This is a genomic window from Nocardia wallacei (assembly GCF_029869545.1).
Classification (GTDB): Bacteria; Actinomycetota; Actinomycetes; order Mycobacteriales; family Mycobacteriaceae; genus Nocardia; species Nocardia wallacei_A.
Window position 1 is genome coordinate 1 of record NZ_JARWQD010000108.1, and the last position, 25,569, is coordinate 25,569.

Sequence of the window (25,569 nt, forward strand, 5' to 3'; positions counted from 1 at the left end):
CCGCCGCACCCTCCTGGAACGAGGAGCCCGCCGCCCCACCTCGTCCGCGGCCGCGGCGCTGGAAACCGCGCTCATCGGCGCCACCGCCCTGCCCGGAATCGGCGTCGTAACCCCGGCGGCCTCGGCCGCCCCCGCACCCACCACGGCGCCGTTCACCACGCCGAACACCGACGCGTGCCCGCAGAAGACCGCGCCACCGCCGGCCATCGACAGCTCCGAGGTGCCCGAGCCGGGCGAGACCGCGCCGGCGCCGCTGCCCGTGCCGTCGTCGCCGATCGGCGGTGACCGGCTCGGCGCCTGCGGCGTGGTGCTGCCGGACGGCGCCGGGCCGGTGCCTCCGGACATCTCGGCCACCGCGTGGCTGATCGCGGATCTCGACACCGGCCGCGTCCTCGCGGCGAAGGATCCGCACGGTCGCTACCGCCCCGCGTCGACCATAAAGGTGCTGCTGGCCGCCGTCGCGCTGCGCAGCCTCGACCTGGACAAGGTGGTGATCGGCACGCAGGAGGACGCGAACGCCGACGGCACCCGAGTCGGCATCGGCCCGGGCGGCCGCTACACCAACCGGCAGCTGATGCAGGGCCTGATCATGGCCTCGGGCAATGACGCCGCGCACGCCATCGCCACCCAGCTCGGCGGCGAGAAGGCCACCGTCGCCAAGATGAACGAGCTGGCGGAACGGTTGCACGCCTTGGACACTCGCGCCGCGACCCCGTCCGGGCTGGACGGCCCGGGGATGAGCACCTCGGCCTACGATCTGGCCGCGCTGTTCCGCGAGGCCATGACCATCCCCACCTTCGCCGAGCTGATCCACACCGAACAGATCGACTTCCCCGGCTTCCCCGCCAACCCGCAGATCCCCGGCGACGAGGATCATCCGGGTTTCCCCATCGCCAACGACAACCGCCTGCTCTACGACTACGAGGGCACGCTCGGCGGCAAGACCGGCTACACCGACGACGCCCGTCAGACCTTCGTCAACGCGGCCGAACGCAACGGCCACCGCCTGGTCGTCACGCTGCTACAGGCCGACGTGCGCCCGATCCGCCCGCCCGAGCAGGCGGCGCGGCTGCTGGACTACGGCTTCGCACTCGCCTCCGACGCGACGGTGGGTTCGCTTCCCGACGACAGCGCGGCGTCGAATACCAATGTGACCCTTGCCTCTCCGCCGCCGCGCGACACCGGCGCCGCGGCACCGGCCGAGGAGCACAACGAGAATCTGCTGACCGTGTTGATCATCGGCGGTCTGGCGGCCGCGCTGGTGCTCGCCGTGGCCGGGTGGCGGCTGTCCGGCAGGCCACGCCGGTAACTCGTGCGCGCCGTTTGGCCTGCGCACGTCCGGGCACTCGCGGAACGAGCCGCTTGCCAGGCTCACGCAGAAAACCGGACAGAGGAGAACCTGATGGCGAACCCGAAGAATCCGGGCCAGTTCGGCAACCGGCCGGACACCGCGAAGCAGGCCCACAAGGGTGGCCGGGCGAGCTCCGGCAGCTTCGGCCAGCCCAACAGCGCCGACCCTTCGGAAGCAGGCAAGAAGGGTGCCGCCGCCCAGCCGACCGAGGCCAAGTCCCGCGGCGGGCAGCACAGCCACTCCGGACGCTGATCCGGATGTGGGGCCTTGGGGAGTGTAAACCCCTGCTCCCCAAGGTTTCTGGGCACGAGCCCTACCGTTCGGCGCGGCGCTCGTACCGCGACCGGGCTCGATCATGGGCGGCGCGGAGCAGTTCTCGCGCCGGGGCCTCGGTGGAGGGGCCGGGGTTCACGATGGCGAGCCAGGCGGCGCTCCCGTAGACCGGGTGCGGGAGCACGGTATCGGTGGCGCTCGCGTCGACGGCAGGGGTTTCGCGAGGGGTATGGCCCGTCCATTCGATGAAGGCTTCCTTGCCCGCGCTGATGTTCAGGCGGAAGGCATCGGGGCGGTTCAGGCGGGAGGCGGTGTCGTCGGGGTAGTCCTTGGTCACGATCGTCGCGAAGGGCTGGCCGGTGGTCGGGACCTGACCGTCGGGCGCGTAGTAGAAGAACGCGTCTCCCCACGCGATCTCGGGGGTGCCGTCGCCGGGTCCGGGCCGCAGCGTCAGCACCCCGCCGAGCGACTCGATGAACTCGATGATCTCGTCGATACTCATGTCTTCCAGCGTTACATTGAAGTGCTTGTGGAGGCTTGTTGTCGGTAACGCGGAGGTCGTCGAGTGGGAAGTCGCAACTCCCCGGATTTGCGGACCGCGGCGGTCGCGCGCCGCGCGGGGTACTCCGTGCAGCAGATTCGCAATCTCGAGCGCGACGGGGTGCTGCCGCCGGTCGCGCGCACCCGCACCGGCTATCGGATCTACGACGAGTCCCATGTGCGCTCGGCGCGGGCGTATCGCGCGCTGGCCGTAGGCACCGGGCCCGTCGAGGCCAAGACGATCATGCGCGCCGCACACACGCGCCCGATCGCGGACCTGCTGGCCCTGCTGGATGCGGCGCATGCGCGGCTGGACCGGGAGCGCCGCGACCTCGCCGCCGCCAAGACGGCCGCCCGGTCGATCGCCGCGGAGCCGATCGGCGATGTGCGGTCCTCGGACGCGATGAGCATCACGCAACTGGCCGACGCGCTCGGCGTCCGCCCCTCCACGCTGCGGCACTGGGACGCCGTCGGATTGGTCGTGCCCGGCCGCGCCGGTCACCGAACACGCAGTTACACACCGGATGACGTCCGCGACGCCCGGATCGTGCACCAACTGCGGCTGGCGGGATATCGCATCGCGCACCTGCAAGCGCTGCTGCCGGAATTGCGGGGCACCCACCGCGGCGGAATCCTCGCGGGGCTCGAGGCCCGGGACGCGAGTATCGAGGCGCGATCCCGGGCCCTGCTGACGGCGGCCGCCGAACTGAATTCCGTTGTGCTCCAACCTCAGAGGCCGTAAGGACACTGGCAGCGCAGCGGATCCGACGGGCCGAAGATCAGGCGGTTCCCGGGGAGTCCTGCTGGGTCGCGGCGAAGTGGTCGGCGATTTCGTCGCTGGTGGTCAGCCAGACGCCGGGATGACCGGCGATGTATTCCAGGGCCTGGTCCAGGTACTTGGCGCGATAGGCCTGGCCGCTGACGAAGGGATGCAGCGCGAGCGCCATCACCCGGCCGCTGTCGGCGGAATCGGCGTACAGCTGATCGAATTGGTCCTTGACGATCTGCACGAAGTCCGGCCCGGTGAAGCTCTTCATCGTGAACAGGCCGAGGTCGTTGAGTTCCACCGAGTACGGAACACTCAGCAGCCCAGGCACATTCAGCCGGAAAGGCTGGTCGTCGGCGGTCCAGTCGAGGATGTAGGTGAGCCCGAGTTCGGCGAGCAGGGCCGGGGTGTCGAAGGTTTCGCTGAGCGCGGGTCCCAGCCAGCCGCGCGGCCGCTGCCCGGTCGCCTTCTCGATGGTCTCGACCACGTCGGTGAGGTAGGCCCGCTCCTCGTCGGCGACGGCCGACTGCAGGGTGGAGTTGTCGCGGCCGTGCGCCAGCCACGCCCAGCCGCGCTCCCGGCCCGCGCTGATGATCTGCGGATACCGTTGGCACACAGCGGAATTGAGCAGGGCGCTGGCGCGAATGCCGTGCCTGTCGAGGATTTCGGCGATCCGCCAGATGCCCACGCGCGGACCGTAGTCGCGCCAGCCGTAGTTCAGCGGGTCGGGTACCAGCCCCGCGGTGGCCTCGTTGAGGCTGGTGGAGGGGGCATCGATGTGGAAGTGCTCGATATTCAGGCCGACGTAGAACGCCACGCGGGCATCGCCCGGCCAGCGGATCGGTTCCCTGTCGACGATCGGGCTGTAGTCGTAGAGGGCGTTGTCCATTCTCGGTCCTTCCGGGTATTGCTCGGTACCGCGGCAACGATATGCGGACACGGATGGGACAGCTGGGCCGGGCGCGACGCGACGGGCCAGGTCGTGTGGCATGCGCCCCGGGCCGTGGGAACAAAATCCGGTCGGCGCGGTTCGATTCAGCATGGCTATGCGGAAGATCAGTCAGCGCACGCTCGGCGGGCCCGAGGTGCTCGAGGTTGTCGAGGCCGAGCGGCCGGTGCCCGGGCCGGGTGAGGTCCTGGTGCGGGTGCGGGCCGTCGGTGTCAATCCGGCGGACCGCAAGGTGCGGTCGGGGTTCGTGCGGCTGTTCGGTGATCCGCCGTTCACTCTGGGACACGAGTTCAGCGGCGAGGTCGCCGAGTCGAACGGAACCTTCCGGCCCGGCGACGAGGTGTACGGCTGGGTGACACCACCGCACGGCGCCTACGCCGATTACGTTGTCGTGCCGGAGGATTCGCTCGCCACCAAGCCCTCCAGCATCGATCATGTGCACGCCGCCGCCCTGCCCATCGCGGGGCTGACCGCCTGGCAGGCCCTGGTGCAGGTGGCCGATGTGCGGCAGGGGCAGCGCGTCCTCGTGCACGGCGCGGCCGGTGGGGTCGGGCATCTCGCCGTACAGATCGCCAAATCCCGTGGCGCCCAGGTGATCGGGACCGCTCGCGCGGCCAAGCACGACTTCCTGCGGCAGCTCGGCGCCGACGAGCTGATCGACCACACGACGGAGGATTTCACCCGCCTCCGCGACGTCGACGTGGTGTTGGACACCGTCAGCGGCGACGTCGGACTGCGCTCGCTGCCCACGCTCCGGCCCGGCGGCACAGTGATCGATGTGGTGGGCATCGGATACGACCGCACGGCCGTCAGCGAACAGGCGGCGGCGACCGGGCGCCGTTTCGTAGAGCACAACCTCGCCCCCACCCCCGCCGACCTCACCGCCCTCGCCGCGGCAGTGGACCGCGACGGATTGCGCCCCTCGGTGGATCGGACGCTACCGCTCACCGATGCCGCCAAGGCCCACGAACTCGGCGAGAGCGGGACGGTGCGAGGGAAGGTGGTGCTGGTGCCGTAACGGTGCCGGTGCCGCAAATCGGACGGTCGGCCGCCCGAATCAACGGTCGGCAATCCGCCGGTGCCGATCCTCGACCGGCAACAGCAGTACATGGAGCAGACCGGCCGCCGCGGCCATCAGCAGGGCGCCGTCGAGGTAGTGGCAGGCCATGGCGCCCAGATACCCCGGCCCACCCCAGGCATCGACCGTGAAGTTCGGATCCAGCCCCGCCATCTGCTCACCAAACTGTCCGCCCGCGACCGCGCCCAATTGGTCGTGCTCGCCTACGAATCCGGCGTTGCCGTACCAGGCCGCGGCTCAGGCTAGCGCTCCTTTCCGAACGTTGTCCCGAATGCACACTCGAGCGTGAATGTGAAGTCGCCGGAAATCATGCCCCGCAACCGGATTGCCGAAGAGAGACTGCCCTCGGCGATCAACCTCTCGACCTCGGCTCGTGAGAGGCCGAAACCGTCGGCGATCAGCCGCACCGGCCGGAGCGGGATTCGCGCCGCAAAGCGGACCGAGACATTGATCGCTCCCGGAGGGAGGTGATCGACTCCGCCGGTGTCGAGGCGCCAGGCGTTGTCCCAGTCGAGGGCGATGCGATTTCGGCGCTGCACGAACGGATCTCGGAGCAACTCGGCTGTCAGGTCGGGATCGTTACGATGCAGCCGGTCCAGCAATTCCGGTCGAATGGAGTGCACATTCACCCGATCCAGGACCGTGAGCTTGGCGGTGGCCCCGCACCCGGTGCAGATCGCGAGGATCCACGCGTCGATGAGCTTGTGGTGTGCGTTGACGCGAAACTTCCCGTGTGCCCGGAAGCGTTCGGACACGCACGTGTGGCATCGGCGGCGAACCTGCGGAAGGCAGGTAGGCACGACCACCCAATGTATGAGCATAGAAGTACACCCGATTCAGTGAGAAATCCGCAGCGATCAGCGACGCGACGCACAACTGCGACGCGCGCGATCGATCAGTGCCTGGGGGAACTCACTGGGTGTACAACGGCAATTCCTGGGGTCGATTGGTCTCGACGGCACGGTAATGGCGCAAAGCGGCCATGCGCCATTGGTTTTCGAGCACCGACGGCGCGGGTCAACCGTCGTACCTCAGTCGGCGGGAAGGCGAGGCAGTCTCGAAGGCGCCAAGGCTCGCTGAGGACGTGGTCCATGACAATGTCGTTGCCCGCCGAGGCCATTGCCGCGACCGCGCGATGGCGCAACTCCTGGCGCTTCGGGGCATTCGACGAGGTGGCGCATGGATTCCAGGTCGCCACGGGCCGGGCTTCAGTTGGGTAGTTGTTTGTACAGGCGGACTACTTCGGTGGCTACGGCCCTGGCGGCGTCGCAGCCACCGGCGGGGGTACTCACGCTGATCACTTCGGTTTTGCGGGTGTGGGTGCCCTTGGTCGGGGTCCAGGTTGGGTCGGTGCCTACGTGGAGTTGGCAGGTGTCGGACCATCGGGTGCCTCGGCTGCCCGGTTCCTCGAGCGAGGGGAGATCCATTATGCGCGAGGCTATTTCGTTGGAGCCGGGGCTGCGGGTGAGGCTCGCGTCGGAGACGTAGGCGAAGTCGATGTGGCGGCTGGTCGAGTCGACGCCGTAGTCGAGCTGCAGGTTGCAGCTCCAAGGGGTCGGCAAGGGGTTCACCCACGGGTGGGGATGATCGCGCGCGATCACGTCCACCACGGCGCACGGATCGAGACGTGCCAGTTTCGTGTTCATGTGTGCGCGCGTGGATTCGGAGCGCAGCGGCCGCTCGGCGAGATGCGGAACCGCCGCTGCCGCAATGGATGCGGCCTCGGGACACAGATCCACCCGCGGCGCCCGGCCCAGGAAATCACCTTTCGTCGTCACCGAGAACCGCAGCGTCACCCTGTCGTCGAAACGCAGATAGGCCGTACAGAAGTCACCCGAATCGTGCACGCGCACAGTGGTTCCGCCGACCGGCACCGGTGTGCCGTAGGTGGCGGGTCCACCCGGTCCCATCGCCACACCGACCCCCACGATGCTCTTGGCGCCCACCGGATTCCGGAACTTCACCGAGCATTGATCGAACCCGCCGTCGGCACCGAAATAGTCCGGCGCCCCGATGCTCCGCACCGCACCCTCATCGAGGAATCCACAGGGGTCCAGGGGCCGAAGCGTATCGCGGTACGCCACGGCCGCCCTGGCCTCGCTGTCGAGAAACGCCGGATACGGCTGCCGGGCAAGAGAAGTCGGCGAGGCGTCACCCTCCACCGGCCCGGGCGAGCCCGACGAACACGAGACTGTACTAATTCCCGCGCACACCAGCGCGACCACCGCGAGCATTCTCCTCCGCATTCAGCGAACGCTAACGGCCCCACCGGCACTCCCCCACCACTCGAGGAAGATCAGCGGGAAACGCCTGGATCGAATTCACACAGCGCGAGTCGCGCACGTCAGTTTTCGAGGCCGCTGCGACTGGTGAAGTCGAAGGACCCGCCGTCGATACCCCAGGAGATGATCCGTTCGGGCCGGATTCGGATGACCGCGCGCTCCTGCGGCGGAAACGGCGGCTCCTCGTCCTCGAGCGCCTCGGCCGTGCCACGCACCTCGATGCCGCGAATCACGTAGGGCTCCAAGGAAACCTGCTCGTCGATGACGAACGACACCCGGCTGCCCGCCTCGACATTGCGATACTTCCGGCTGCCCCGCATGCGCATGCCCCCGATGTCGATCGTGCCGTCGGCGTTCACCCGGTAGACGGTCGGGTTGTTCTGGACAACACCGTCGGGCGACACCGTGGCCAGCCGACCGAGCCCGGCCTCGGCGAGGAACTGCTGTTCGTTGGCGGTGAAGATCATGTCGGTCACTCCTCGTGGATCACTGGAATCTAGCGTCGCTAGATGCAGGAGCAACGGTAGCACCCGCTCGCTACGTTGTCTAGCGCTGCTAGATTTCAGGCGGCTGCGGCCCTGCACCGATGAGTTCCGGCGGCTCCCCCCGTCGATATCTCCGGATGAACCGAAAGACAGGATTCCGACCATGGCCGTGATCGAGGACGTCAGCCCGCTGGGCGCCGAGTTGGAGCGCTCGTACCGGGTCTATGTCCGGGGCAGGTTGAAGTTCCGCGTCAAGCAGATCGTGTACGTGGCGTTCTCCCTCGACGAGACGGTGATGGAGTTCGCCTACCCCAAGGAGGAGCGGGCCGCGCTCGTCGCGAGCGAGCCGCACAAGTTTCAGCTGCCGTCGGAGTCGGATATGCGCTTCAACTGGATCCGCTGCGACCTCGCGGCCCTGGACCCGGCCGAGGCCCGCGAACTCGTCGTCGACGCCTGGCGCATGGTCGTCCCCAAGAAGCTTTCCCGCGCTTACGATCTCGCGCACCCCCACGGGCCGCACGGATGAATCACGAAAGAGGAAGTAGCCATGACCAGACCAATCCGATTCGGGGTCGTCGCCCCGCTCATGACCGACCTGAAGACGTGGCGGGACCGCGTGCACCGCATCGCCGACAGCGGCTACTCGACGCTACTGGTGCCCGACTTCCCGCTCACGCAGCCCGCGCCCGGCCCCATGCTGGCCACCGTCGCGGCCGAGACCGACCTGCGGGTGGGTTCGTGGGTGTACGCCTCTCCGTTTCGCCCGGCCTGGCTGACGGCGTGGGAGGCGCATTCGCTGTCGCTGCTGACCGAGGGACGTTTCGAGATGGGCATCGGCACCGGAAGGCCGGACATCGACGACGAACTCCGCGACAAGGGTATGCCCGCGGTACCGCCGGACGAGCGGCTGGAGCGGATACGTGAAACCGTCAGGGCCCTAAGAGATTTCGACGGCCCCGACCGCCATACGCCCGTGGCGATGGCGGTATACGGCCCGAAGGGCCGGGCATTGGCGGCCGAGGTCGCGGATACGGTCACCTTCCCGCTGCTGTATCAGCCCCGGGCCGAAGTCGCCCGGCTCACAGAGGATTTCCGGGCCAACCCCGAGATCGAACTCGCGCTCGCGGTGCCGGTCATCGGTGACGCGATCGCGGCACATATGGGACCTCCCGACGCCGACACCGCCGCAGTGCACGCCGCCGATGCCCTCACAACCCTTCCGGAGGATCCGGCGGCCGCCATCGAGGAAATCCAGCGGCGCCGAGAGGAGTTCGGCTTCTCGTACTTCGTCTTCGGAGCCGCCTTCGCCGACCAGTTCGCTCCGGTCGTCGCGGAACTCACCGGGCGATAGGCGGAGGGACGAGGCGAGTCGATTCACCTCAACGATCGAAGCGGCCGCAGCCGAGGGCGGCGGTGAAGCGATGTCGTTAATTCAACGGCGCAGACTGCAACCAGCCGTTCAGCTTGTCCATCTGCTGCGGCCCTGACCATTTCGGAATCGGATACAGGACCGTGTTGCCACGGTCTGGATCATCGAGGAACGTGACGATGAGGGTTGCCGTCTGGGTTCCGGTCGTACCAGATCGAAGATAGCTGTGACGGGTGGATACCCGGCCGCCACTCGCATCACTGGATTGGTCATGAGGCGGAAGAGCATCGACCATCACCTGCACATCCTGCGATGAGCGATAGGAGATCAGCTTGAAGGCCGCATCTCCATTCCCTCCGACACAGTTCCAGGCCGCGACCCAGTTACCGAGTTCTGGTTCCTCCCGGCGGTTGGGATGCCAGTACCTTGCGTCTGCCATACATTCGGTGTCTTGATAACCCTTCCGTTGGCCGCTCGCAGTCGTGACGGCTGGCACCATGCTCGGAAACTTACTGCTCAGCGACTGCAGGGCAGACTCGGACTCCGCAGCGTTCCGCTGCTCGTCGGTATTGACCGTGCTCGCCGAAGCCGCTGCCCCGCTGGAAGCTTCGGAGTTCCGCCGATTCGAGGAATCATCCAGAAGACCGGCCGCGAGACCCACCGCAACCCCGATTGCGATCACGAGCGCCACAGCTCCACCGACAAGAACCGCCATCCGCCTCGAACGCGTAGAACGTTCGACGATCGGCGGACGCAATCCGGCCGCCGGTGCTGCGGGCACCGGAAGCACCGGCGGCGCACTGATCGGAGGCTCGAGCGAATAGGAAACGGTCGGCGGCGCCGTTGCGGGAAACAGCAAAGCACGCCGAACCTCCGCGACGAACTCCGTACAAGAGGCGAAACGCGCGTCCGCCCGCTTAGCCAACGCACGAGCGAATACGGCATCCAGAGCTGCCGGTATACCCGGCCGGAGCGTACTCAACGCGGGTGGGCGCTCCTGAAGATGGCCTTTGATAACGGCCGCGGGGTTCAACGACTGAAATGGCGTCTGCCCCGTCAACAGCCAGAATAGGGTGCAGGCCAACGAGTATTGGTCCGTGCGATGGTCCAGCGCGATTCCGGTCAGTTGTTCTGGTGACGCGTAGGCGAGTGTCGCGTTGACAGCGCCGGTCCGCGTCAAGTGGCCGGTTTCGCCACGGATACGGGCGATTCCGAAGTCCGTGAGAAAGACCCGACTACCGCTGACACCTTGCGCCAGAAGGATATTCGCCGGTTTGACATCCCGGTGCAGTACGCCGAGGCCATGTGCGTAATCGAGTGCTGCGGCGATCTGATCGATGATCTCTATCGCATGTTCGGGCGGAAGCGCCGCCGGGTCGAGCGCACCGGCATCGCTGCCGTCGATGTACTGCATCGCGATCCACGGCTGTTCACCCTCGACTCCACGATCGTGGACCGCGACGATGCCCGGATGGTCCAGTTTGGCGACAACATCGGCTTCACGTTCGAAGCGTGCACGTATTTCGTTGTCCGAGAACATCTCGCGATTCAGCAGCTTCAATGCCACATACCGCGGGAGACGAGGATGGCGAGCCAAGTACACCGAGCCCATGCCGCCTCGTCCCAGCACGCGCTCGATGACGTAGCCTGCGCAGATATCACCAGTACTGAGCACCGGATACCCCCGTACGAATTCGACAGCAGCACTGTGCGGCGACCCTACACCGCGAACGATCGCATGGTACCGATGCCGACAGCCCATCCCGGATGCTGTGCTGCTGCCGTCCCCCCGCGGTGCAGTAGGGTGATCGCGAACATGTGGGCGGGAGGTATCGGCAGGTGAGCCAAACACTCGGGCAGGGACAGGTTTTCGCTGGCTACCGAATCGAGCGGTTGCTCGGAGCGGGCGGCATGGGCGAGGTCTATCTGGCTCACGACCGCGACCTTCCTCGATTCACCGCGCTGAAGGTGCTAAACCATACGGTGGCCGGTGATGACGACGCCCACGCCAGATTCCTTCGTGAAGCGGATACTGCCGCGCGCCTGGCCCACCCGAACATCGTGACCGTCTACGCCCGCGGCCAGGAGCACGACCGGCTGTGGATGGCTATGCAGTACATCGACGGGACCGATGTCGCCGCGTTGCTACGCAACGGTCCACTGCACCCCGAGCATGCCGTCCATATCGTCCGCGAAACGGCGAAGGCACTTGATTTCGCCCATCATTCGGGGGTCCTGCATCGTGATGTGAAGCCCGCCAATGTCCTGCTGGCGAACACATCCCCCGAACAGGTCTTTCTGGCCGATTTCGGGATTGCGAAAGCACTCGACCAGACGAACAACCTCACACGTACCGGAGAGCTGTACGCCAGCTTCCAGTATGCGGCACCGGAGCAGTTCGACGGCGTAACCAGAATCGACCACCGCGCAGACGTTTACGCGCTCGGCTGCACACTCTTCCACATGATTACCGGTGTCATCCCCTTCCCTGGGACAACCACCGGGCAGCTCATTCACGGTCACCTGAACCTTCCCGTGCCCCAACCGAGCCAGCAGAACCCCTGGCTACCAGCCGGTTTCGATACCGTCATCGCTCGCGCGCTCGCAAAGAATCGCGACGAGAGGTTCTCGAGCTGTGGCGAGTTGGCGGCTGCCGCACATCATGCGCTGGCCGGTGGCAGTTCGGCGGCACCGATTGCCGACCCGTCGCCCAACCGGCGGTGGGGCAAGATGGCCGCCGTCGCCGCAGGCGCCCTCGTCCTGGGTGGCGGCACCGCAGCCGGAGGCTATCTCGCCTATAGCCAGTGGAGCACCAGCCGCGTGGAAGACGCCGGCGAAGCCGCGCGGCAAGCAGCATGTGACTTCGCCACCAAGGTCGCGACCTATGATTACACCGATCCCTCCACCCTGGAATCGAATGTCGCCGAAGGCGCTACGGGCAGCTTCAAATCCAGTTGGGACTCGAGTTACCCAGCCCTCCGGGACAACATGATCAGAACCCGCGGGCGACAGCATGTGAAGTCCGCTCAGTGCTTCCTGAAGAACGCGGACCCCGACCGCGCAGAGGTCGCCGTAGTACTCGACCAAGTCGCCTCCAGCGAGGCGAACGGCCAGAGCGAGACCTCCAAGCAGATCTCGGTGGTGCTGACGATGGAGAAAGTCGGCGACCGGTGGCTGTGCAGCAAACTGGACCCGGTGAAGTGACATCGCCGGTATCACTTTGCCCCGAACGTGCCTGTAGTCTTATCGCCGGTTCGTCAGGGAGGGGAAACAACAGTCATGACCAGCAGTGATCGGGCATTCGAGATCCAGCGGATCAACGAGAGGCTAGCCGGGATCCGTGGTTCGGCGCGGTCGACCGATGGCAGCGTGGCGATCGAGACAGATGTGGGCGGCCGGATCACCAGTCTGTACCTCGCGGATTATGCGATGGAGAATGGCCCGGACCGTCTGGCGTCACTGATCGTCGATCGTCATCGCGCGGCATTGGCCGAGGCCGAGTCGGAAGCCACCCGAGTGTTCGACAACCGGGAGAACGACAGCCCGCCAACTCGGTTCGGTCGATCCGACTCGTATTACGAAGCGCCGCAACATGGTCGGTTCGAGTGGGATCGGGATCGCTGATGGTCAACATCGACGCTGGCAAGATACGCGAGCTGGCCAAGGACGTACGCACGAACGCGGATACGTTGGCAGGCAAGGCACCGATCGCGAAGGCCAGTCGTGACGAGGCTCGAGTGAAGATGCTGGACTCCAATTTCGCGGTCAAGGTCGAGGAGTCGCTGCAGGCGATGGACACGGTGCTCGACTACCACGTCCGCCGGATGCGCGGGTTCTGTGACGATCTCGACAAGTCGGCAGCTGCGTTCGAGGCCAGCGAGCAGAACAGCGCGGGTGAGCTTCGCCAGGTGGAGGGTCCACGATGAGCGTGGAGTCATTGACCGTTCCGACGGTTCTGAGCTGGGACCTGAGCCCCGCCAAGGCAACGGCCACCACAATTTCGACGGTGAGCCAGGCTGTCGACCAAGAGGCCAAGGGCGCAGCGGACAAGGTCGATCGCTCCCGCGACTATTTCGAAGGCGAAGCCGGCGATGCCGCGCGCACCCGCGCGATCACCGACCGCGACACCACCTTCACCACGGCCGACGTGCTGGAAGAGATGGGAAAGATGTGCCTCTCGCTGGCGGAGGACATAGCTGACAACATCGACACCATCCGGGACAAGAAGGCCGAGGCGGAGGAATCGCGGTGGGACCTGTTCGTCGCCGACGACGGTGAGGTCTTGTCGCACAAGTCGAACTGGGAGACCTCCAAGGAATACTTCCCGTTCGGCAGCGCCGCGGTCGCTGCGAAGGAGCTGACGACCCATCAGCTGACCAGCGCCATCCAAGGGGCACTCGACAATATCCAGGTAGCCGATCAGGAGGGCGCGGAGAAGTTCGTCCGACTGCTCGAAAAGCTGTCCGACTCGGTGAAAGAAGGATTGGTCGTCACGCCCGACGACCCGAAGCTGGCCGCGATTCTGCGCGACTTCCAGACCGACGCGTCGACCGAAGAACCTCAACTGTGGCCGACGGGCTGGGAGCTCGATGCCATCCGCGTGTTCAAATCCGACTTCGAGCCTTCGCTGATGACGGAGGAGGAAATCGACGCGATGAAGACGCTGATGCGCGACCACGGAGCATGGGGTGTCTGGCAGCAATACCAGCTCACCGAAGACGCCAAGAACGCGGCCGAGGAACAGTTCCCGGCGTCCACCGCCGACGGCCAAGGCGACGCGTTCCGGCACGCGTACTGGAATGCGTTGATGACCCAGAAGTACGGTGAGGACTGGACCGAAACCTTCACCACCGCACACGAGAAGACCGGCGGCAACACCCCGCAGCGCGAAGCGATGGACCTCTACAACAACCAGGTCGGCCGCAATGTCGCGCTCGCCAACCCGGATGCGTCTCCCGAAGAGCTGCAACAGCTGATCAAGACCGAACTGTCGAACGGAAACCTGACCGTCATCGAGAACAAGACCCCTGATGGGCAACCGAAACCGGCGCAGATCACCTGGAGCAATCGGGTCGGCGAAGCGCAGACCGGCCCACCGCCCGGCGTCGGTGTTCCGCTGCCCGGGAAGAAGTGAGCGCAACGTGACAACGATGAAGAATACGATCGCCGCCTTCGCAGTCGGCGCCCTGTTGGCCAGTGCGGGGTGCGGCCTCCTCGACCGCTCGGGCGGCACCGAATCCGGCGACGGGTGTACGTCGACCTTCGACCTGTCACCTGCCAAGGAGAACCTCGGATCGCGGGTCAGCTTCAAGGAGAGGGCAAAACAGGCTGCGGAGGCGCCCGCGCCCACGACGCTCGGCGACATCGCGCGCGCGGCGGGCTGGAACGACGGCTGGGACCGCATGGTCGACATTCCCCAGAACACCAAGGCCGACCAAATCAACGCTCTCGCAGGCACTTCGGGGATCTGCTGGAAGAATGCACCGAAACCACGTAGCTCCGACGGGGACGGACCGCAGCGCGGGTACTACTTGTTCCTGAAGGGAAACCAACCCCTCCAGACAATCGACTGGAGCTACAACTTCGACCAGGTCTTCGCTCTTACCAAGGGAAGTGCGCTGACACCGGATGCCACATTGACCCCTGTTCCCGGCCAGTACCCGCAGCTCCGGCCAGCGTGAATCTGCGACAAGGCTGCTGGTTGGTGCCCGTGGCGCAGGACGACGGCCGAGCACCGACAGGACCGGCGTGCCAGCGGTCGGGTCAGAGGTCGAAACGGCCGCTGTCGAGGGCGGTGGTGAAGCTGGACCACTCGGCTGCGGTGAAGATCAGCGCGGGGCCGGAGGGGTTCTTCGAGTCGCGAACGCCGACAAGGTCGTTGGGGAGGAAGGCGGCTTCGACGCAGTTCTTATCCCCTCCGCTGCGGCTACTCTTGAACCACTTTGCATCCGACAAATCAGCCATCAGGATCCGTACTCCTTCGCCATCTGCCTCAGCAACGCACGGCTGGCGGTCACATCCATCGCACTTCGCCTGAGGCTTTCGTAAGCCTGATGGTAGCGCTGAATAGCGCTTGATTTAGCGAGATAGAGGTCCCCAGTGAAACATTCCGCATAGGCGACCGGCGGCTCGATCAGCCGTCCGCGGCTGTCCACGCCGAAGTCGAGAAGCACGAAGGGGCCAACTGCGACTCCCAGCGGGAAGCCAGCGCTGTACGGCAGAACCTGCAGTGTGACGTTGGCAAGAGTCCCGATGTCTGCCAGATGCTTGAGCTGAGCGAACATGACCTTCGCTCCTCCAACCGTGGAGCGAAGCACCGACTCCCGCAGAATGACCTCGAGCGTTGCCGGTTGATACTTCCTCGTGATCCTGAGCTGGCGGCGCATGCGCAGTTGCACTCGCCGAGCATGCTCCTCAGGACCGTCTTCAGGGTAGACCGACCGAATCAGCGTGCTTGCGTAGCCCGGCGTCTGGAGGAGTCCAGGTACAAGCTCAGGTTCATAGGTCGTCAGACGCCGTGCGGCCGCCTCCAAGCCGACATAGAAGTCGAATTTCGGCGGCATCAGATCGCCGTACTCGCACCACCAACTGTCTTCGTTACCTTGTGCCGCAAGGGCCTTCATTGCAGCCGTGCGGTCCTCGTCGAACCCATAGATCCTGCACAGCGCCTCGAGGTCCACGTCACGAAGATGTGCCACCGCACCCTTCTCGATCCGCTGCAGCGTGCTGGCGCTGCGTTCGATCAGTGCGGCGGCCTGCTGCAATGTCAGGCCGCACTCTTCCCTCCCCTCCCGCAAGTACTTGCCCAGCTGCCGACGTGCCAGCGTCGAACCGGTCTCGGACATCCCCGCCTCCCTCAGGTTTCTTATAGGTCGAGCCAGCTCACCACGCTGCAACCCCCGTACTCCCGCATCACCGAGGATCTCCATTCAATCCCCGCATAACACCAGGAAGCATTGCATTTTCGGCCCCGATCGGACGTCAAATCCGCAAGTTGGGGGAACCAATCGCCCTGACAGTGCGTCCAGTAAGGTAGGCGACCGAGCACGAAGGGAGGGCCTGTCGATGGATGTGGGGCAGTCGACGGCGAACGGGCTTTACCAACAGGCTGTGGCGGGGACGTTCCAGATGGAGGAGGGGGCTGCGCAGCGCTGCGCAGAGATCTTTCAGCGCTTCGCGGAGTCTATGGATGACTTGGTCGCTGACACGGCCATGCTGCATGTTCTAAGCGGGTTCGGTGGTTTCGATTCCGCCTTGCACCTGCAGCGCGGATTCCAAGACAAAGGCGTGAAGCTGACGGAGGCGCTCAGAGGTTTGCGGGAGGCCGCCTTGCGGATGGCTGCGGCGTATCTGCACGCGGGCGGGCGCATCGAGGAAGCGGAGAACATGAACAAGCTGGCGATCAAGGCGGCGGAAGCGGGACTGCGAAAGTGACACACAAGCGACGTGGACTGTGCATCACGGTGCTGGCTGCCATCACTGCTGTTGCCGTCGGGTGCACCTCGAACAATGGCAACTCGACAGATAGCACTTCCCAAAACGCGAGCGCGACCCCGTCGATCAGCCCGGGCTCAGGACCGCGCGCCCCGCAGCCGACGTTGACTGCGTCAGCACTTCAGCCGCCACCTCAGAAGCAGTACGGCCGCCCAGAGGTCGTATACGACCCCTGCACATGGATACCGGACGACGTGATCGCCCGAGCGGGTTTCGACGCCAGCAGCCGAAACCGACCCGGCGACCAGATCGCCGAGATCACCTTCTTGAACTGCCGCTTCAAATCGAAAACACGCAACTTGTCGGTTCTGTCTGGGAACGCAACGTGGGATGAAGACCTCAAGAAGAACAGCGACTGGAGCGAGCCACTGGTCGTCAACGGCAGAGAAGCAATATGGGTGCGCGACCCCGGCCTCGCAGACGGTTGCGCCATCGACCTACGCACCAAGTCCGGCATAGTCAGCATCCTGTCGACACTGACCATCAATGGCTTGGGTCAAGACATGAAGCCCTGCGACGGCCTGCTCGACATCGCCACAGCCATCGAGCCGACAATCGGCAAGGACAACTGATCATGACCGGCGACAATCAACCTCTGGACCCCGGGCAGGCGTTGTTGGGCGCGCTAACCGGGATCGACCCCGCGGCTGCCCGTGCCATCCAGCAGTCCCAACAGACCCAGCGCGGCTCGCAGCATATGCAGAGTCAGCTCGGCTTCACCAGTACCGATCCCGATTACATCCCAGATCTCGAGCAGTGGACTCATATCCCGCACCAGAAGATCTACGACGACTCTCAGAAGATGGTGCCCGACGCGATGCGCACGGCTGGCAAGAAGTGGGGCGAAATCTCCGCTGGCTTGGGCGGCGCGCTCTTCGGCCTCAACCTCTCCATTCAGAAGGCGCTCTCCGACGGATTCCAGGGAAAGCTCGGCGACGCTGCTTTGGACGCCGCAAAGAAGTTCGTCCAGCAGGGAACGGATGTGCAGGAGGTAATCAAAGCCGTCGGGCTTCGGATCGAGACGGCCGCATTCGGCGCCGAGGCCGTCAAGCGGTCCGTCCCGCCGCCCAAAGCAGATGGGGGATCGGCCGCGTCGGCCCCGCCCGGAATTCCCGCGGTACTGGCGCAGATCGGTGCCGAATCACCCGCGGCCGCCATGACGAGCGGCCGCTCCGAGGAAGACCTCTATCGTGAGGCCATCCGCGTGATGCAGGCTAACTACGAACCGACATACCGCCCCGCAGGCCAGGGCGTCCCTACCTTCGTCCCGGTAGAGTCTCCCGGCGGCAGCGGCCCTGATACCGGCGGCTGGAATCCCGGCACCGGAGGTAACGGTGACAACGGGACCGGTGGCTCCGGGAGCGGGGCGGGTGGTGCGGGGAGCAATCCCGAGGGGACCGGCGGGGAGCAGGCCGGGACCGGCGAGCAGCAGTCGCCCACGGATGCCGCGAGCACGGCCTCGGCGGGCGATTCCACGAATTCTGGTGGCGGGCAAGGCAATCAAGGCACTTCCCAAGGCCAGCAGGGCACCAGCACGACTGCGGCCAGCGCCAACCCGTCGACTGCCGCGGGCATCGGCGGCGGAGGTTTCGGTGGTGGTGGCGGTGGCCGGGGCGGTTTCGGCGGCGGCGCGGGCGGAGCGGGCGGTTCCGGCAGCGGCGGCCCGGGACGCAGCACCACCGGCGTCCCCGGCGCCGGAAATCCCGCTGCCGCAGCGGCTTCCGCCCCAGGCATGGGCAAGCCCGGTACCCCGGGAATGGGCGGCATGCCGATGGGGGCGGGCGCGGGCGCGCGGAAGAACGAGGACTCCGAATCCGAGCGCAAGACCCCGGACTACCTCGTCACCGACCGCGAGGAGGAGCTGCTGGGCCCACGCGAACGCACGGTCCCGCAGGCGATCGGCGCGGATATCCCTGCGGCGCAGTCTTATCCGGACAGCGGTGAGGGCCGCCGGGGGTGAAGTGGGAGTTCACCCCGGACGAGTTCATGCATCTGTGGAACGAGACCGGTAAGGACCGGTATCCGTTCCCGCTGAAGTTGATCTCGTCGGTGCGCTGGCAGAGCGAATTCTCGCGGCTGGCACAGGATCTGCGGGAGCGGCTGCCGCTGGGCGGCGATCCGGACCTGTCGGCCGTGCTGCGGGTGGCGGCGAATCCGGCCGTGTCGCTGGTGATCGTGGGCAAGCGCAGGCGGCCGGTGCGCGCCTACGGCGCGATCGACACCACGGTCGGCGTCACCATGGTGCAGCGGCCGGGGCTCACCGACGACTTCGGCGGCAATGTCGTGGTCGAGGTCGGCTCCCCGGCGATCGTGCCCAAGGTGTTCGCGGCCGTCCTCGGCGATGTTCCGCCGGGGCGGCATCCGGCCATGGTGGAGAGCTTCGACAAGATCCGCACCAGCCTCGAATCCTGGACCGGCACAAAGGAAACCACCACCGATCGCATGCGCCGCCTGCTCCGGGCGCCGCGCATCGGCTCGGGCCACATCGAGGTGCTGCGCGGCCTGCAGACCGCGCGCCCGCAGCCGCCGCAGTACCTCAGCTGGTTCGACGTCGAGGGCGACGGCCGCTACGTGCACCGCCAGCAGCACAACGACTTTCACATCGAGCCCTGCTCCCAGCAGACCATCCGCCGCGAGCTGGCCCGCATGGCACAGCAGGATCGGCATCAGCCCGACTGACCGGCGTTCGGCGCGGAATCAGAGGGAGGGCTTGCGGCTCAACCCTTTCGGCGAATTCCCACCAATGCCCCCAGCACCGCCCCCGCCCCGAACAGCGCCGCACCCGTGCGCGCCGACATTCCGGCCGTCACCCGCGGCGCGATGACCGCCGGGGCGGGAGCAGGGGTTTCGGGCTCGGGCTCGTTCTCGCGGGCCGTCGCCGCCCAGGCTGTCGCGAACAGGATGATGCGGGCGGTGAAGTAGGCGAAGACCATCAGGCCGATGATCGGACCGAAGGCGACACCGGCGGGGCTGGACAGCACCGACTTCAGGTAGAGGCTCGCGATCTGCTTCCAGATCTCGAAGGCCAGCGCGGCGAGCAGGGCCGCCTTCGCCGCGCTCATCAGCGTCACCGGCTGCCGGGGCAGGCGGGCGATCATCCAGGCGAACACCGCCCACGTGGCCAGGACCGCCAGCACCAGCGACAAGATGGTGAGCAGAACGCCTACGCCGGGGGCGTTTTCGAGGTTGACCAGGGCCAGCAGGTCCTTGCCCAGGCCGCTGCTCGCCAGCGCCGACAGGCCCAGCGACGCCACCATCGCCAGCCCCAGGCCCAGCAGCGCGAGCAGGTCCGACACCTTGGTGCCGACCCAATTGCCTTCCGGCACTTTCTGTTCCCACTGTTCGGTGAGTGCCGCGCGCAGATTGGCCATCCAGCCGAGCCCGGCGTACAGCGCCCCGGCCAGGCCGATCACGCCGACGCCCGTGCGCGATCGGATCGCCTGATCCATGAGGTCGGTCAGCTGGCCGCCGAAGGAGCCCGGGATGTTCGAGACGATCTTCTCCTGCGCCTCCCGCAGCAGGTCCGGGTTGCGGGACAGCACGAAACCGGCCGCCGCGAAACCCACCATCAGCAGCGGAAACAGCGACAGCACAGTGAAATACGTGATCCCGGCGGCGAAGTAGTCGCCGCGCTGGCGCTGATATCGCCCACCCGCGCGGATGGCATGGTCCAGCCACGGCCGCGCCTGGACCTCGCGCTCGATGCGCGTCTTGACCTTGCCGAACACCCGTCCTCCCGGAACCCGTCCCCCGCGCGGCGGACGGTCAGCGGGGCAGGAAGCCCACCCGCTCGTACACCTGCGCGAGGGTGTTGCCAGCGATTTCCCGAGCGCGCTCGGCACCGGTGCCGAGGATGCGGTCGAGCTCGCCCTGGTCGTCCAGATACTCTTGCACCTTCGCCTGCAGCGGCGTGACAAATTCGACCAGTGCGTCGGCCACATCGCCCTTGAGGTCGCCGTAGCCCTTACCCGCATAGTCCTGCTCGAGGGTGACGACCGGCGTATCCGTGAGCGAGGAGAGGATTACCAGGAGATTGCTCACACCCGGCTTCTGCTCGGGGTCGTAGCGGATCTCGCGCTCGGTATCGGTGACCGCGGACCGGATCTTCTTCGCCGAGACCTTCGGGTCGTCGAGCAGGTTCAGCAGGCCCGCGTCGGTGGCCGCCGACTTGCTCATCTTCGAGGTCGGATCCTGCAGGTCGTAGATCTTCGCGGTACCGGTGACGATGTGCGCCTCGGGGACCACGAAGGTCTTCTTGAACCGGGTGTTGAACCGCTGCGCCAGGTTCCGGGTCAGCTCCAGGTGCTGGCGCTGATCCTCGCCGACGGGGACCTGATGCGCCCGGTACAGCAGGATGTCGGCGGCCATCAGGACCGGATAGGTGAACAGGCCGACGGTCGCGTTCTCGGCGCCCTGCTTGAGCGATTTGTCCTTGAACTGGGTCATCCGACTGGCCTCGCCGAAGCCGGTGATGCAGTTGAGCACCCAGGTCAGCTCGGCGTGCTCGGGGACCTGGCTCTGCACGAACAGCGTCGAGCGCTTGGGGTCGATGCCCAGCGCCAGCAGCTGCGCGGCCGCCCGCTTGGTACGGTTGCGCAGTTGCTTCGGGTCCTGCGGGACGGTGATCGCGTGCATGTCGGGGATGAAGTACAGGGCGTCGTAGTCGTCCTGCAGCCGCACCCAATACTGCAGCGCGCCAAGGTAGTTGCCGAGGTGGAAGGAATCGCTGGTCGGCTGGATCCCGGACAGGACCCGCTGCTTGCGTTCACCGGACGTGACAGGACTCGACATGCTCAGATCTTCGCATGCCGGGAACGGCGGATCGTCGGCACCACCTGACCGGCATCCGCTAAGGTTCAGCAAACGGCTAGAAACATGGTCAGGCGTCCAGAGATAGCAATGTCGAGTTCACCTTCCGATCGTGCCGCGATTACCGGGCGTCCGCGTGTCGCTGGTGCACTGCCGCGCGTGCCCGGCCTCTCGCGACGACATGTGCTCGGCTCCGCCCTCACGCTCGCCGCCGGGTCGGCCACGATGTCGCTGCTGCCGCCGTCGCTGCATCGCGCCATGGCCGCGCCCATGCCGCCGGGCGGGCTGGGCGCCATCGAGCACGTGATCCTGCTGATGCAGGAGAACCGCTCCTTCGATCACTACTACGGATCGCTGCGGGGTGTGCGCGGCTTCTCCGACGCCGTGCCGCTGCGACTACGCAACGGCGCCTCGGTCTTTCACCAGCCGACCTCGGTGCCGGGCGCGGCGGTGCTGCCGTTCTCGCTGCATGAGGCGGCGCTGCGGGCGGGGCGGCCCGACAGCGATATCCAGTACCTCGACAGCCTCGACCACGAATGGAACGGCAGCACCGCGGCGTGGGCACGCGGCTGGTGGGACGGCTGGATTCCGGCGAAGACCGCGGCGACCATGACCTATTACGAGCGCCGGGACCTGCCGCTGCAGTACGAGCTGGCCGACACCTTCACCCTGTGCGATGCCTATCACTGCTCGCTGTTCGGCGGCACCAACCCGAATCGCAACTACTTCTTCACCGGGACCACCGGATACGAGCCGGGCACCGACCGGCGCGCGGTCGACAACGACGCCTACGGCGCGGACCATCCGGGCTACGACTGGACCACCTATCCCGAACGGCTCGAGGCCGCGGGTGTCTCGTGGCAGATCTATCAGGAGTGGGACAACTTCACCGACAATTCTGTGGAGTACTTCGTGCCGTTCAAACGGATCGGGGCCAAGCTGCTCGCCGAGGTCGACGGGGGTTTTGCGACGACGGAGAAGTTCTACGAGGCGCTGGTGGACAAGCCCGCCGACGAGCAGCGGCGGCTGCTGGGTCAGCTGGCGGCGGCGCGGGAGAAGCTGAGCGCGGGCGAGCGCAGCCTGTTCGACCGGGCGATGTATCGCAGTGAGCCGGGCACGCTGCTGCGACGGGTTGCCGCGGACATTCGGGAGCGGCGGCTGCCGAGGGTCAGCTGGCTGGTGCCGCCGGAGAAGGACAGCGAGCATCCGTCGGGATCGACGCCGCTGGGCAGCGCCACCCTGATCTACCGGCTGCTCGATATCGTCGCCTCCGATCCCGAAACCTGGTCCAAGACAGCCATTTTCATCAGTTTCGACGAGAACGACGGCTACTTCGACCATGTGGCGTCGCCGGTGCCGCCGGGGCCGGGCGAGGACTGGTACGACGGCAAGGCCATCGGGCTCGGGCCGCGGGTGCCGATGACGGTGGTCTCGCCGTGGACCATCGGCGGATTCGTCGATTCCGAGGTTTTCGATCACACGTCGGTGCTGCGGTTCCTGGAGTTGTGGACCGGGGTGCGGGAGCCGAATATCAGCGAGTGGCGGCGGACCGTGTGCGGGGATCTGAGTTCGGTCTTCGATTTCTCGACCGTGGGGACGCCGCCGAAACTCGCTGAGCCCGAGGAGGTTCCGCCGCCGATCGAACGATGGAAGCCCGCACCGCCGACCACGCAGTCGCTACCGGAGCAGGAGCCCGGCTCGCGGCCCGCGCGTCCGCTGCCGTATCAGCCCGCGGTCTCCGCTGTGCTGACCAGATCGACGCTGCGGGTCACGCTGGCCAATTCCGGTGCGGCGTCGGCACATTTCGCGGTATACCCGTTCAGCGGTGAGGCCACCGCTCCCCTGCACTACGACGTCACCGAGGAACTGATCGAGAGGTTCGACGTGGACGGCGGCTACGACCTCGCCGTCCAGGGCCCCAACCGATTCTGGTTCGAGCTGCGCGGAACGGTCTCCGGTGCCGCCTCCGGCGTCGAATTCTCCACGGCCCCATCGGGTTCGGACCTGAAGCTGACGCTGACCAACCACGGCAAACGCGCGGTGGCGCTGGTCGCCACCCCGCTACGCTACGACGGCACCCACCAGCGCATCGACCTCATCGCCAACGGCACCCTGACCCTCCCCTGGCCCACCCGAAACGGCTGGTACGACGTGGAAGTCACGGCCCCCCGCGACCCCGATTTCCGCCGCCGCATCACGGGGCGGGTGGAGGACGGCAGACCGGGCGTCAGCGGCGATTGATGCCTAACCCGCGTGGCGTTGGGCGTGGTTGAGCGGGTCCACTCCCGGCATGCTGGGGCGGCCCGATTTCACCAGGGCATGTTCGCGCTTGGTGAGCAGGCGGTAGACCGGGGCGCTGGGGCCCGCGAGGGTGGTGCGTAGCGGGCGCGGGGAGAGCGGGAAGGTGATGTGTGCCGTGCGGACGCCGCGGGCGACGGTGCGGTAGGCCAGTTCTTCCCTTGCGCCCCAGTCGATTCCGTACATGGCGCGGATGCGGGGCGGCAGGCTGCCCTGGATCAGCAGGAAGACGCTCGAGGTGACCTGGTGCAGGGGCATCGGCATGGGATAGGGCACCTGTTTGCCCGCCAGGTAGGCGCCGACCAGGCGGGCCTCGTCGGTGAGGTGCGGTTCGTCGGAGGCCAGGTAGTCGTCGAAGTAGCGGCGGAAGGCCGGGTAGCTCGCGGGGGCGGCCGCGCGCGGCATGCCGAACAGCTCCCCCCAGCGCACGTAGTCCTGGTAGAGGTCCTCACGCTCGCCCGCGGTCAGCTTGCGGACCAGCAGGTCGTACATCACCTCGGCCGAATCGAAGGTGAAGGCCATCGTCATGAACATCAGATGCGGGTCCATGGCGGAGTATCCGCTACCGGCGGGATAGCGCGCACCCGCGTCCTCGGGCAGCGAACCCTGCACTCGCACATGCTTTTTGCGCGTGAACGCCAGCGCCCGGTCGGCCTCCTCCCGGCTGCCCAGGAAGACCGCCTCGAACAGGCGTCCGGTCAGCGCGAGCCGGGTGTAGGGCGTGGTCCGGTGCTCGGTGTTCTCGGCGGTGCCGACGTACAGCAGCGGATGGACCGCGCCGATCACCAGCGCGCGCTGCCCATAGGTGAGCCCCACCGCCCGCTTGCGCATGACCCGCCGAATCATCGAATCGTCGGCGAAGTAACCGGGATCGGGCATCGTTGCCTCCTCGTCCACAACATCTGGCAATAGAATCCACCAGAATTGGGTATCTGGCAAGAGGCCGTGCCAGAATTGCCGTTGCGGTCGCCGTGACACAATCGGACCGTGGCGGCGCAACGGACGTACGGCGGGGTCTCGGCGGAGGAGCGCCGGGCCCAGCGGCGGGGCGCGCTGCTCGAGGCCGCGCTGGAGATCATCGGCAACCAGGGGCTGGAGAAGCTCACCGTCGCGGGGTTGTGCGCGCAGGCGGGGCTCAACGAGCGCTACTACTACGAGCAGTTCGACAGCCGCGATGCCGTGCTGATCGCGCTGTTCGACGGCATCGCCGAGGAGTTGGCCGGGGCGATCGTGGTGGCGCTGCAGACCGCGCCCGGCGACACCCGGGGCATGGCGCACGCGGCGATCGCCGCCGGGATCCACGTGCTGACCGACGACCCGCGCAAGGCCCGGGTGGCGGCGATCGTCAGCGCGGCCACGCCGGAACTGCGCTCGCGCACACTGGAGACCATTCGCTCGTTCGCGAATCTCGTTGCCACCCAAGGCATCGACTTCTACGGGCTCACCACCCCCGACCCCGACCCCGTGATCGGCTTCCGCGCCACCTACCTGGTCGGCGGCCTCGTCCAGACCCTGACCAGCTGGCTGCAGGGCGACCTGCCCATGTCCCGCGCGGACCTCATCGACCACACCACCGACGTCTTCGTCCTACTCGCCGAAGACCTCGCCGACCGGCTCCGCTGACCCCGAACTTTCACTGCCGGGAATGCCCTAATCTATCTTGCTGCAGACGGTAGATGCTTTGAAAGGCAGGTTATGCGTAAGGGAATCCGTCTCGCATTTGCGGGAATTGGGATCGCGGCAGGTGTCGCCGTGGGTGCGCCGTGCGGCCGGGGGGGGGGGCCCCCCGCGGGGCCCCGGGGCGGGGGGGGCGCCCGGGGGGGGGGGGGGGGGGGCCCCCCCGGCCGGGGCCCGGGGTGGGAGCGGGGGGCAAAG

General features: G+C 66.7%; 30 protein-coding genes and 1 pseudogene. 18 read left to right on the forward strand and 13 right to left on the reverse strand.

What is annotated here, in order from left to right:
• The first annotated feature begins 13 nt into the window (after positions 1–13).
• Together QH290_RS07650 and QH290_RS07655 are read left to right on the forward strand one after the other, a co-directional pair.
• Entirely contained in the window at positions 14–1,309 is a 1,296-nt protein-coding gene (locus tag QH290_RS07650; RefSeq protein WP_425303567.1) for a D-alanyl-D-alanine carboxypeptidase family protein, read from the forward strand.
• 93 nt (positions 1,310–1,402) lie between these two features.
• The gene (locus tag QH290_RS07655; RefSeq protein WP_280263868.1) at positions 1,403–1,603 is read left to right on the forward strand and encodes a hypothetical protein; all 201 of its coding nucleotides are present in this window, start codon (positions 1,403–1,405) and stop codon (positions 1,601–1,603) included.
• A 61-nt stretch (positions 1,604–1,664) separates the two neighbouring features.
• On the opposite strand, the gene QH290_RS07660 is transcribed toward QH290_RS07655, so the two are convergent.
• A complete protein-coding gene (locus tag QH290_RS07660) occupies positions 1,665–2,126 on the reverse strand; it encodes a DUF6194 family protein (RefSeq protein WP_280263866.1) in 462 nt (153 codons plus the stop codon).
• A 63-nt stretch (positions 2,127–2,189) separates the two neighbouring features.
• Here QH290_RS07660 and QH290_RS07665 point away from each other — a divergent pair, with 63 nt between their 5' ends.
• Positions 2,190–2,906: a MerR family transcriptional regulator gene (locus QH290_RS07665; protein ID WP_280382363.1), complete on the forward strand. Its 717-nt coding sequence runs from the start codon at positions 2,190–2,192 to the stop codon at positions 2,904–2,906.
• A gap of 37 nt (positions 2,907–2,943) precedes the next feature.
• Here the strand turns inward: QH290_RS07665 and QH290_RS07670 are convergent, their stop codons facing one another.
• Positions 2,944–3,819: a polysaccharide deacetylase family protein gene (locus tag QH290_RS07670; RefSeq protein ID WP_280382364.1), complete on the reverse strand. Its 876-nt coding sequence runs from the start codon at positions 3,817–3,819 to the stop codon at positions 2,944–2,946.
• Positions 3,820–3,976: 157 nt separating this feature from the next.
• Here QH290_RS07670 and QH290_RS07675 point away from each other — a divergent pair, with 157 nt between their 5' ends.
• Entirely contained in the window at positions 3,977–4,897 is a 921-nt protein-coding gene (locus QH290_RS07675) for an NADP-dependent oxidoreductase (protein ID WP_280382365.1), read from the forward strand.
• 39 nt (positions 4,898–4,936) lie between these two features.
• On the opposite strand, the gene QH290_RS07680 is transcribed toward QH290_RS07675, so the two are convergent.
• Positions 4,937–5,110 (reverse strand): hypothetical protein, encoded by a 174-nt coding sequence (locus tag QH290_RS07680; protein WP_280382388.1) that lies wholly within the window; start codon positions 5,108–5,110, stop codon positions 4,937–4,939.
• On the opposite strand from QH290_RS07680, the pseudogene QH290_RS07685 reads away from it, so the two are divergent.
• Positions 5,111–5,203: pseudogene (locus tag QH290_RS07685) on the forward strand (DNA-binding response regulator); the annotation flags it as partial.
• Here QH290_RS07685 and QH290_RS07690 read toward each other — a convergent pair.
• The 4 genes from QH290_RS07690 to QH290_RS07700 all read right to left on the reverse strand — a co-directional run bounded on the left by QH290_RS07690 (position 5,200) and on the right by QH290_RS07700 (position 7,706).
• Entirely contained in the window at positions 5,200–5,712 is a 513-nt protein-coding gene (locus QH290_RS07690; RefSeq protein WP_280382366.1) for a DUF1062 domain-containing protein, read from the reverse strand. The pseudogene QH290_RS07685 and the gene QH290_RS07690 sit on opposite strands and share 4 nt — an antisense overlap.
• 140 nt (positions 5,713–5,852) lie before the next feature.
• Positions 5,853–6,155: a phosphotransferase-like protein gene (locus QH290_RS38030; protein ID WP_425303565.1), complete on the reverse strand. Its 303-nt coding sequence runs from the start codon at positions 6,153–6,155 to the stop codon at positions 5,853–5,855.
• Between the two features lie 10 nt (positions 6,156–6,165).
• Positions 6,166–7,203, reverse strand: a complete 1,038-nt coding sequence (locus QH290_RS07695) for a hypothetical protein (protein WP_280382367.1) — start codon at positions 7,201–7,203, stop codon at positions 6,166–6,168.
• 98 nt (positions 7,204–7,301) lie between these two features.
• On the reverse strand, positions 7,302–7,706 hold the full coding sequence (locus tag QH290_RS07700; RefSeq protein WP_280263851.1) for a PPOX class F420-dependent oxidoreductase: 405 nt from the start codon (positions 7,704–7,706) through the stop codon (positions 7,302–7,304).
• Between the two features lie 181 nt (positions 7,707–7,887).
• Between QH290_RS07700 and QH290_RS07705 the strand changes: the two genes are divergently transcribed.
• On the forward strand, positions 7,888–8,250 hold the full coding sequence (locus tag QH290_RS07705; RefSeq protein WP_280263849.1) for an MmcQ/YjbR family DNA-binding protein: 363 nt from the start codon (positions 7,888–7,890) through the stop codon (positions 8,248–8,250).
• Between the two features lie 21 nt (positions 8,251–8,271).
• Positions 8,272–9,075 carry an LLM class flavin-dependent oxidoreductase gene (locus QH290_RS07710; RefSeq protein WP_280263847.1) on the forward strand — a complete coding sequence of 268 codons (804 nt, stop codon included), beginning with the start codon at positions 8,272–8,274 and terminating at the stop codon, positions 9,073–9,075.
• A gap of 76 nt (positions 9,076–9,151) precedes the next feature.
• Here QH290_RS07710 and QH290_RS07715 read toward each other — a convergent pair whose 3' ends face one another.
• Positions 9,152–10,768 carry a serine/threonine-protein kinase gene (locus QH290_RS07715; protein WP_280382369.1) on the reverse strand — a complete coding sequence of 539 codons (1,617 nt, stop codon included), beginning with the start codon at positions 10,766–10,768 and terminating at the stop codon, positions 9,152–9,154.
• A 164-nt stretch (positions 10,769–10,932) separates the two neighbouring features.
• Between QH290_RS07715 and QH290_RS07720 the strand changes: the two genes are divergently transcribed.
• The 5 genes from QH290_RS07720 to QH290_RS07740 all read left to right on the forward strand — a co-directional run bounded on the left by QH290_RS07720 (position 10,933) and on the right by QH290_RS07740 (position 14,774).
• Positions 10,933–12,297, forward strand: a complete 1,365-nt coding sequence (locus QH290_RS07720; protein WP_280382370.1) for a serine/threonine-protein kinase — start codon at positions 10,933–10,935, stop codon at positions 12,295–12,297.
• A 75-nt stretch (positions 12,298–12,372) separates the two neighbouring features.
• Positions 12,373–12,717 (forward strand): YbaB/EbfC family nucleoid-associated protein, encoded by a 345-nt coding sequence (locus tag QH290_RS07725; RefSeq protein ID WP_280382371.1) that lies wholly within the window; start codon positions 12,373–12,375, stop codon positions 12,715–12,717.
• Positions 12,717–13,019, forward strand: coding sequence for a type VII secretion target (locus QH290_RS07730; protein ID WP_280382372.1), 303 nt, complete (start codon positions 12,717–12,719; stop codon positions 13,017–13,019). The genes QH290_RS07725 and QH290_RS07730 overlap by 1 nt, the downstream gene beginning before the upstream one ends.
• The gene (locus QH290_RS07735) at positions 13,016–14,227 is read left to right on the forward strand and encodes a DUF6973 domain-containing protein (protein ID WP_280382373.1); all 1,212 of its coding nucleotides are present in this window, start codon (positions 13,016–13,018) and stop codon (positions 14,225–14,227) included. The genes QH290_RS07730 and QH290_RS07735 overlap by 4 nt, the downstream gene beginning before the upstream one ends.
• Positions 14,228–14,243: 16 nt before the next feature.
• On the forward strand, positions 14,244–14,774 hold the full coding sequence (locus tag QH290_RS07740; protein WP_280382374.1) for a hypothetical protein: 531 nt from the start codon (positions 14,244–14,246) through the stop codon (positions 14,772–14,774).
• Between the two features lie 82 nt (positions 14,775–14,856).
• On the opposite strand, the gene QH290_RS07745 is transcribed toward QH290_RS07740, so the two are convergent.
• Together QH290_RS07745 and QH290_RS07750 are read right to left on the reverse strand one after the other, a co-directional pair.
• Positions 14,857–15,057: a DUF397 domain-containing protein gene (locus tag QH290_RS07745; protein WP_425303566.1), complete on the reverse strand. Its 201-nt coding sequence runs from the start codon at positions 15,055–15,057 to the stop codon at positions 14,857–14,859.
• Entirely contained in the window at positions 15,057–15,938 is an 882-nt protein-coding gene (locus tag QH290_RS07750) for a helix-turn-helix domain-containing protein (protein WP_280382375.1), read from the reverse strand. Before QH290_RS07750 ends, QH290_RS07745 begins: the two co-directional genes overlap by 1 nt.
• A gap of 220 nt (positions 15,939–16,158) precedes the next feature.
• Here QH290_RS07750 and QH290_RS07755 point away from each other — a divergent pair, with 220 nt between their 5' ends.
• The 4 genes from QH290_RS07755 to QH290_RS07770 are packed head-to-tail and all read left to right on the forward strand — an operon-like array spanning position 16,159 to position 19,266.
• Positions 16,159–16,527, forward strand: a complete 369-nt coding sequence (locus QH290_RS07755; RefSeq protein ID WP_280382377.1) for a hypothetical protein — start codon at positions 16,159–16,161, stop codon at positions 16,525–16,527.
• A gap of 29 nt (positions 16,528–16,556) precedes the next feature.
• Positions 16,557–17,159 carry a DUF3558 domain-containing protein gene (locus tag QH290_RS07760; protein ID WP_280382378.1) on the forward strand — a complete coding sequence of 201 codons (603 nt, stop codon included), beginning with the start codon at positions 16,557–16,559 and terminating at the stop codon, positions 17,157–17,159.
• Between the two features lie 2 nt (positions 17,160–17,161).
• Positions 17,162–18,547, forward strand: coding sequence for a hypothetical protein (locus QH290_RS07765; RefSeq protein WP_280382380.1), 1,386 nt, complete (start codon positions 17,162–17,164; stop codon positions 18,545–18,547).
• Positions 18,544–19,266 (forward strand): ESX secretion-associated protein EspG, encoded by a 723-nt coding sequence (locus QH290_RS07770; protein ID WP_280382381.1) that lies wholly within the window; start codon positions 18,544–18,546, stop codon positions 19,264–19,266. Before QH290_RS07765 ends, QH290_RS07770 begins: the two co-directional genes overlap by 4 nt.
• A 38-nt stretch (positions 19,267–19,304) precedes the next feature.
• Here QH290_RS07770 and yhjD read toward each other — a convergent pair whose 3' ends face one another.
• Both yhjD and trpS read right to left on the reverse strand, forming a co-directional pair.
• Entirely contained in the window at positions 19,305–20,315 is a 1,011-nt protein-coding gene (yhjD, locus tag QH290_RS07775; RefSeq protein ID WP_280263833.1) for an inner membrane protein YhjD, read from the reverse strand.
• 37 nt (positions 20,316–20,352) lie between these two features.
• Positions 20,353–21,378, reverse strand: coding sequence for a tryptophan--tRNA ligase (gene trpS, locus QH290_RS07780; RefSeq protein WP_280263831.1), 1,026 nt, complete (start codon positions 21,376–21,378; stop codon positions 20,353–20,355).
• Positions 21,379–21,555: 177 nt separating this feature from the next.
• On the opposite strand from trpS, the gene QH290_RS07785 reads away from it, so the two are divergent.
• Positions 21,556–23,637 (forward strand): phosphocholine-specific phospholipase C, encoded by a 2,082-nt coding sequence (locus QH290_RS07785; protein WP_280382383.1) that lies wholly within the window; start codon positions 21,556–21,558, stop codon positions 23,635–23,637.
• Positions 23,638–23,640: 3 nt separating this feature from the next.
• Here QH290_RS07785 and QH290_RS07790 read toward each other — a convergent pair whose 3' ends face one another.
• Positions 23,641–24,573 (reverse strand): oxygenase MpaB family protein, encoded by a 933-nt coding sequence (locus QH290_RS07790; RefSeq protein WP_280382384.1) that lies wholly within the window; start codon positions 24,571–24,573, stop codon positions 23,641–23,643.
• A 108-nt stretch (positions 24,574–24,681) separates the two neighbouring features.
• Between QH290_RS07790 and QH290_RS07795 the strand changes: the two genes are divergently transcribed.
• On the forward strand, positions 24,682–25,317 hold the full coding sequence (locus tag QH290_RS07795) for a TetR/AcrR family transcriptional regulator (RefSeq protein ID WP_280382385.1): 636 nt from the start codon (positions 24,682–24,684) through the stop codon (positions 25,315–25,317).
• Positions 25,318–25,569 lie beyond the last annotated feature (252 nt).

What these genes read in the sequence shown, in the direction of transcription:
- QH290_RS07655 (WP_280263868.1), top strand. Translation starts at nt 1,403, where the DNA reads ATGGCGAACCCGAAGAATCCGGGCCAGTTCGGCAACCGGCCGGACACC.
- QH290_RS07660 (WP_280263866.1), bottom strand. Translation starts at nt 2,126, where the DNA reads ATGAGTATCGACGAGATCATCGAGTTCATCGAGTCGCTCGGCGGGGTG.
- QH290_RS07670 (WP_280382364.1), bottom strand. Translation starts at nt 3,819, where the DNA reads ATGGACAACGCCCTCTACGACTACAGCCCGATCGTCGACAGGGAACCG.
- QH290_RS07675 (WP_280382365.1), top strand. Translation starts at nt 3,977, where the DNA reads ATGCGGAAGATCAGTCAGCGCACGCTCGGCGGGCCCGAGGTGCTCGAG.
- QH290_RS07680 (WP_280382388.1), bottom strand. Translation starts at nt 5,110, where the DNA reads ATGGCGGGGCTGGATCCGAACTTCACGGTCGATGCCTGGGGTGGGCCG.
- QH290_RS07695 (WP_280382367.1), bottom strand. Translation starts at nt 7,203, where the DNA reads ATGCGGAGGAGAATGCTCGCGGTGGTCGCGCTGGTGTGCGCGGGAATT.
- QH290_RS07700 (WP_280263851.1), bottom strand. Translation starts at nt 7,706, where the DNA reads ATGATCTTCACCGCCAACGAACAGCAGTTCCTCGCCGAGGCCGGGCTC.
- QH290_RS07705 (WP_280263849.1), top strand. Translation starts at nt 7,888, where the DNA reads ATGGCCGTGATCGAGGACGTCAGCCCGCTGGGCGCCGAGTTGGAGCGC.
- QH290_RS07710 (WP_280263847.1), top strand. Translation starts at nt 8,272, where the DNA reads ATGACCAGACCAATCCGATTCGGGGTCGTCGCCCCGCTCATGACCGAC.
- QH290_RS07725 (WP_280382371.1), top strand. Translation starts at nt 12,373, where the DNA reads ATGACCAGCAGTGATCGGGCATTCGAGATCCAGCGGATCAACGAGAGG.
- QH290_RS07730 (WP_280382372.1), top strand. Translation starts at nt 12,717, where the DNA reads ATGGTCAACATCGACGCTGGCAAGATACGCGAGCTGGCCAAGGACGTA.
- QH290_RS07735 (WP_280382373.1), top strand. Translation starts at nt 13,016, where the DNA reads ATGAGCGTGGAGTCATTGACCGTTCCGACGGTTCTGAGCTGGGACCTG.
- QH290_RS07740 (WP_280382374.1), top strand. Translation starts at nt 14,244, where the DNA reads ATGAAGAATACGATCGCCGCCTTCGCAGTCGGCGCCCTGTTGGCCAGT.
- QH290_RS07745 (WP_425303566.1), bottom strand. Translation starts at nt 15,057, where the DNA reads ATGGCTGATTTGTCGGATGCAAAGTGGTTCAAGAGTAGCCGCAGCGGA.
- QH290_RS07750 (WP_280382375.1), bottom strand. Translation starts at nt 15,938, where the DNA reads ATGTCCGAGACCGGTTCGACGCTGGCACGTCGGCAGCTGGGCAAGTAC.
- QH290_RS07755 (WP_280382377.1), top strand. Translation starts at nt 16,159, where the DNA reads ATGGATGTGGGGCAGTCGACGGCGAACGGGCTTTACCAACAGGCTGTG.
- QH290_RS07765 (WP_280382380.1), top strand. Translation starts at nt 17,162, where the DNA reads ATGACCGGCGACAATCAACCTCTGGACCCCGGGCAGGCGTTGTTGGGC.
- trpS (WP_280263831.1), bottom strand. Translation starts at nt 21,378, where the DNA reads ATGTCGAGTCCTGTCACGTCCGGTGAACGCAAGCAGCGGGTCCTGTCC.
- QH290_RS07790 (WP_280382384.1), bottom strand. Translation starts at nt 24,573, where the DNA reads ATGCCCGATCCCGGTTACTTCGCCGACGATTCGATGATTCGGCGGGTC.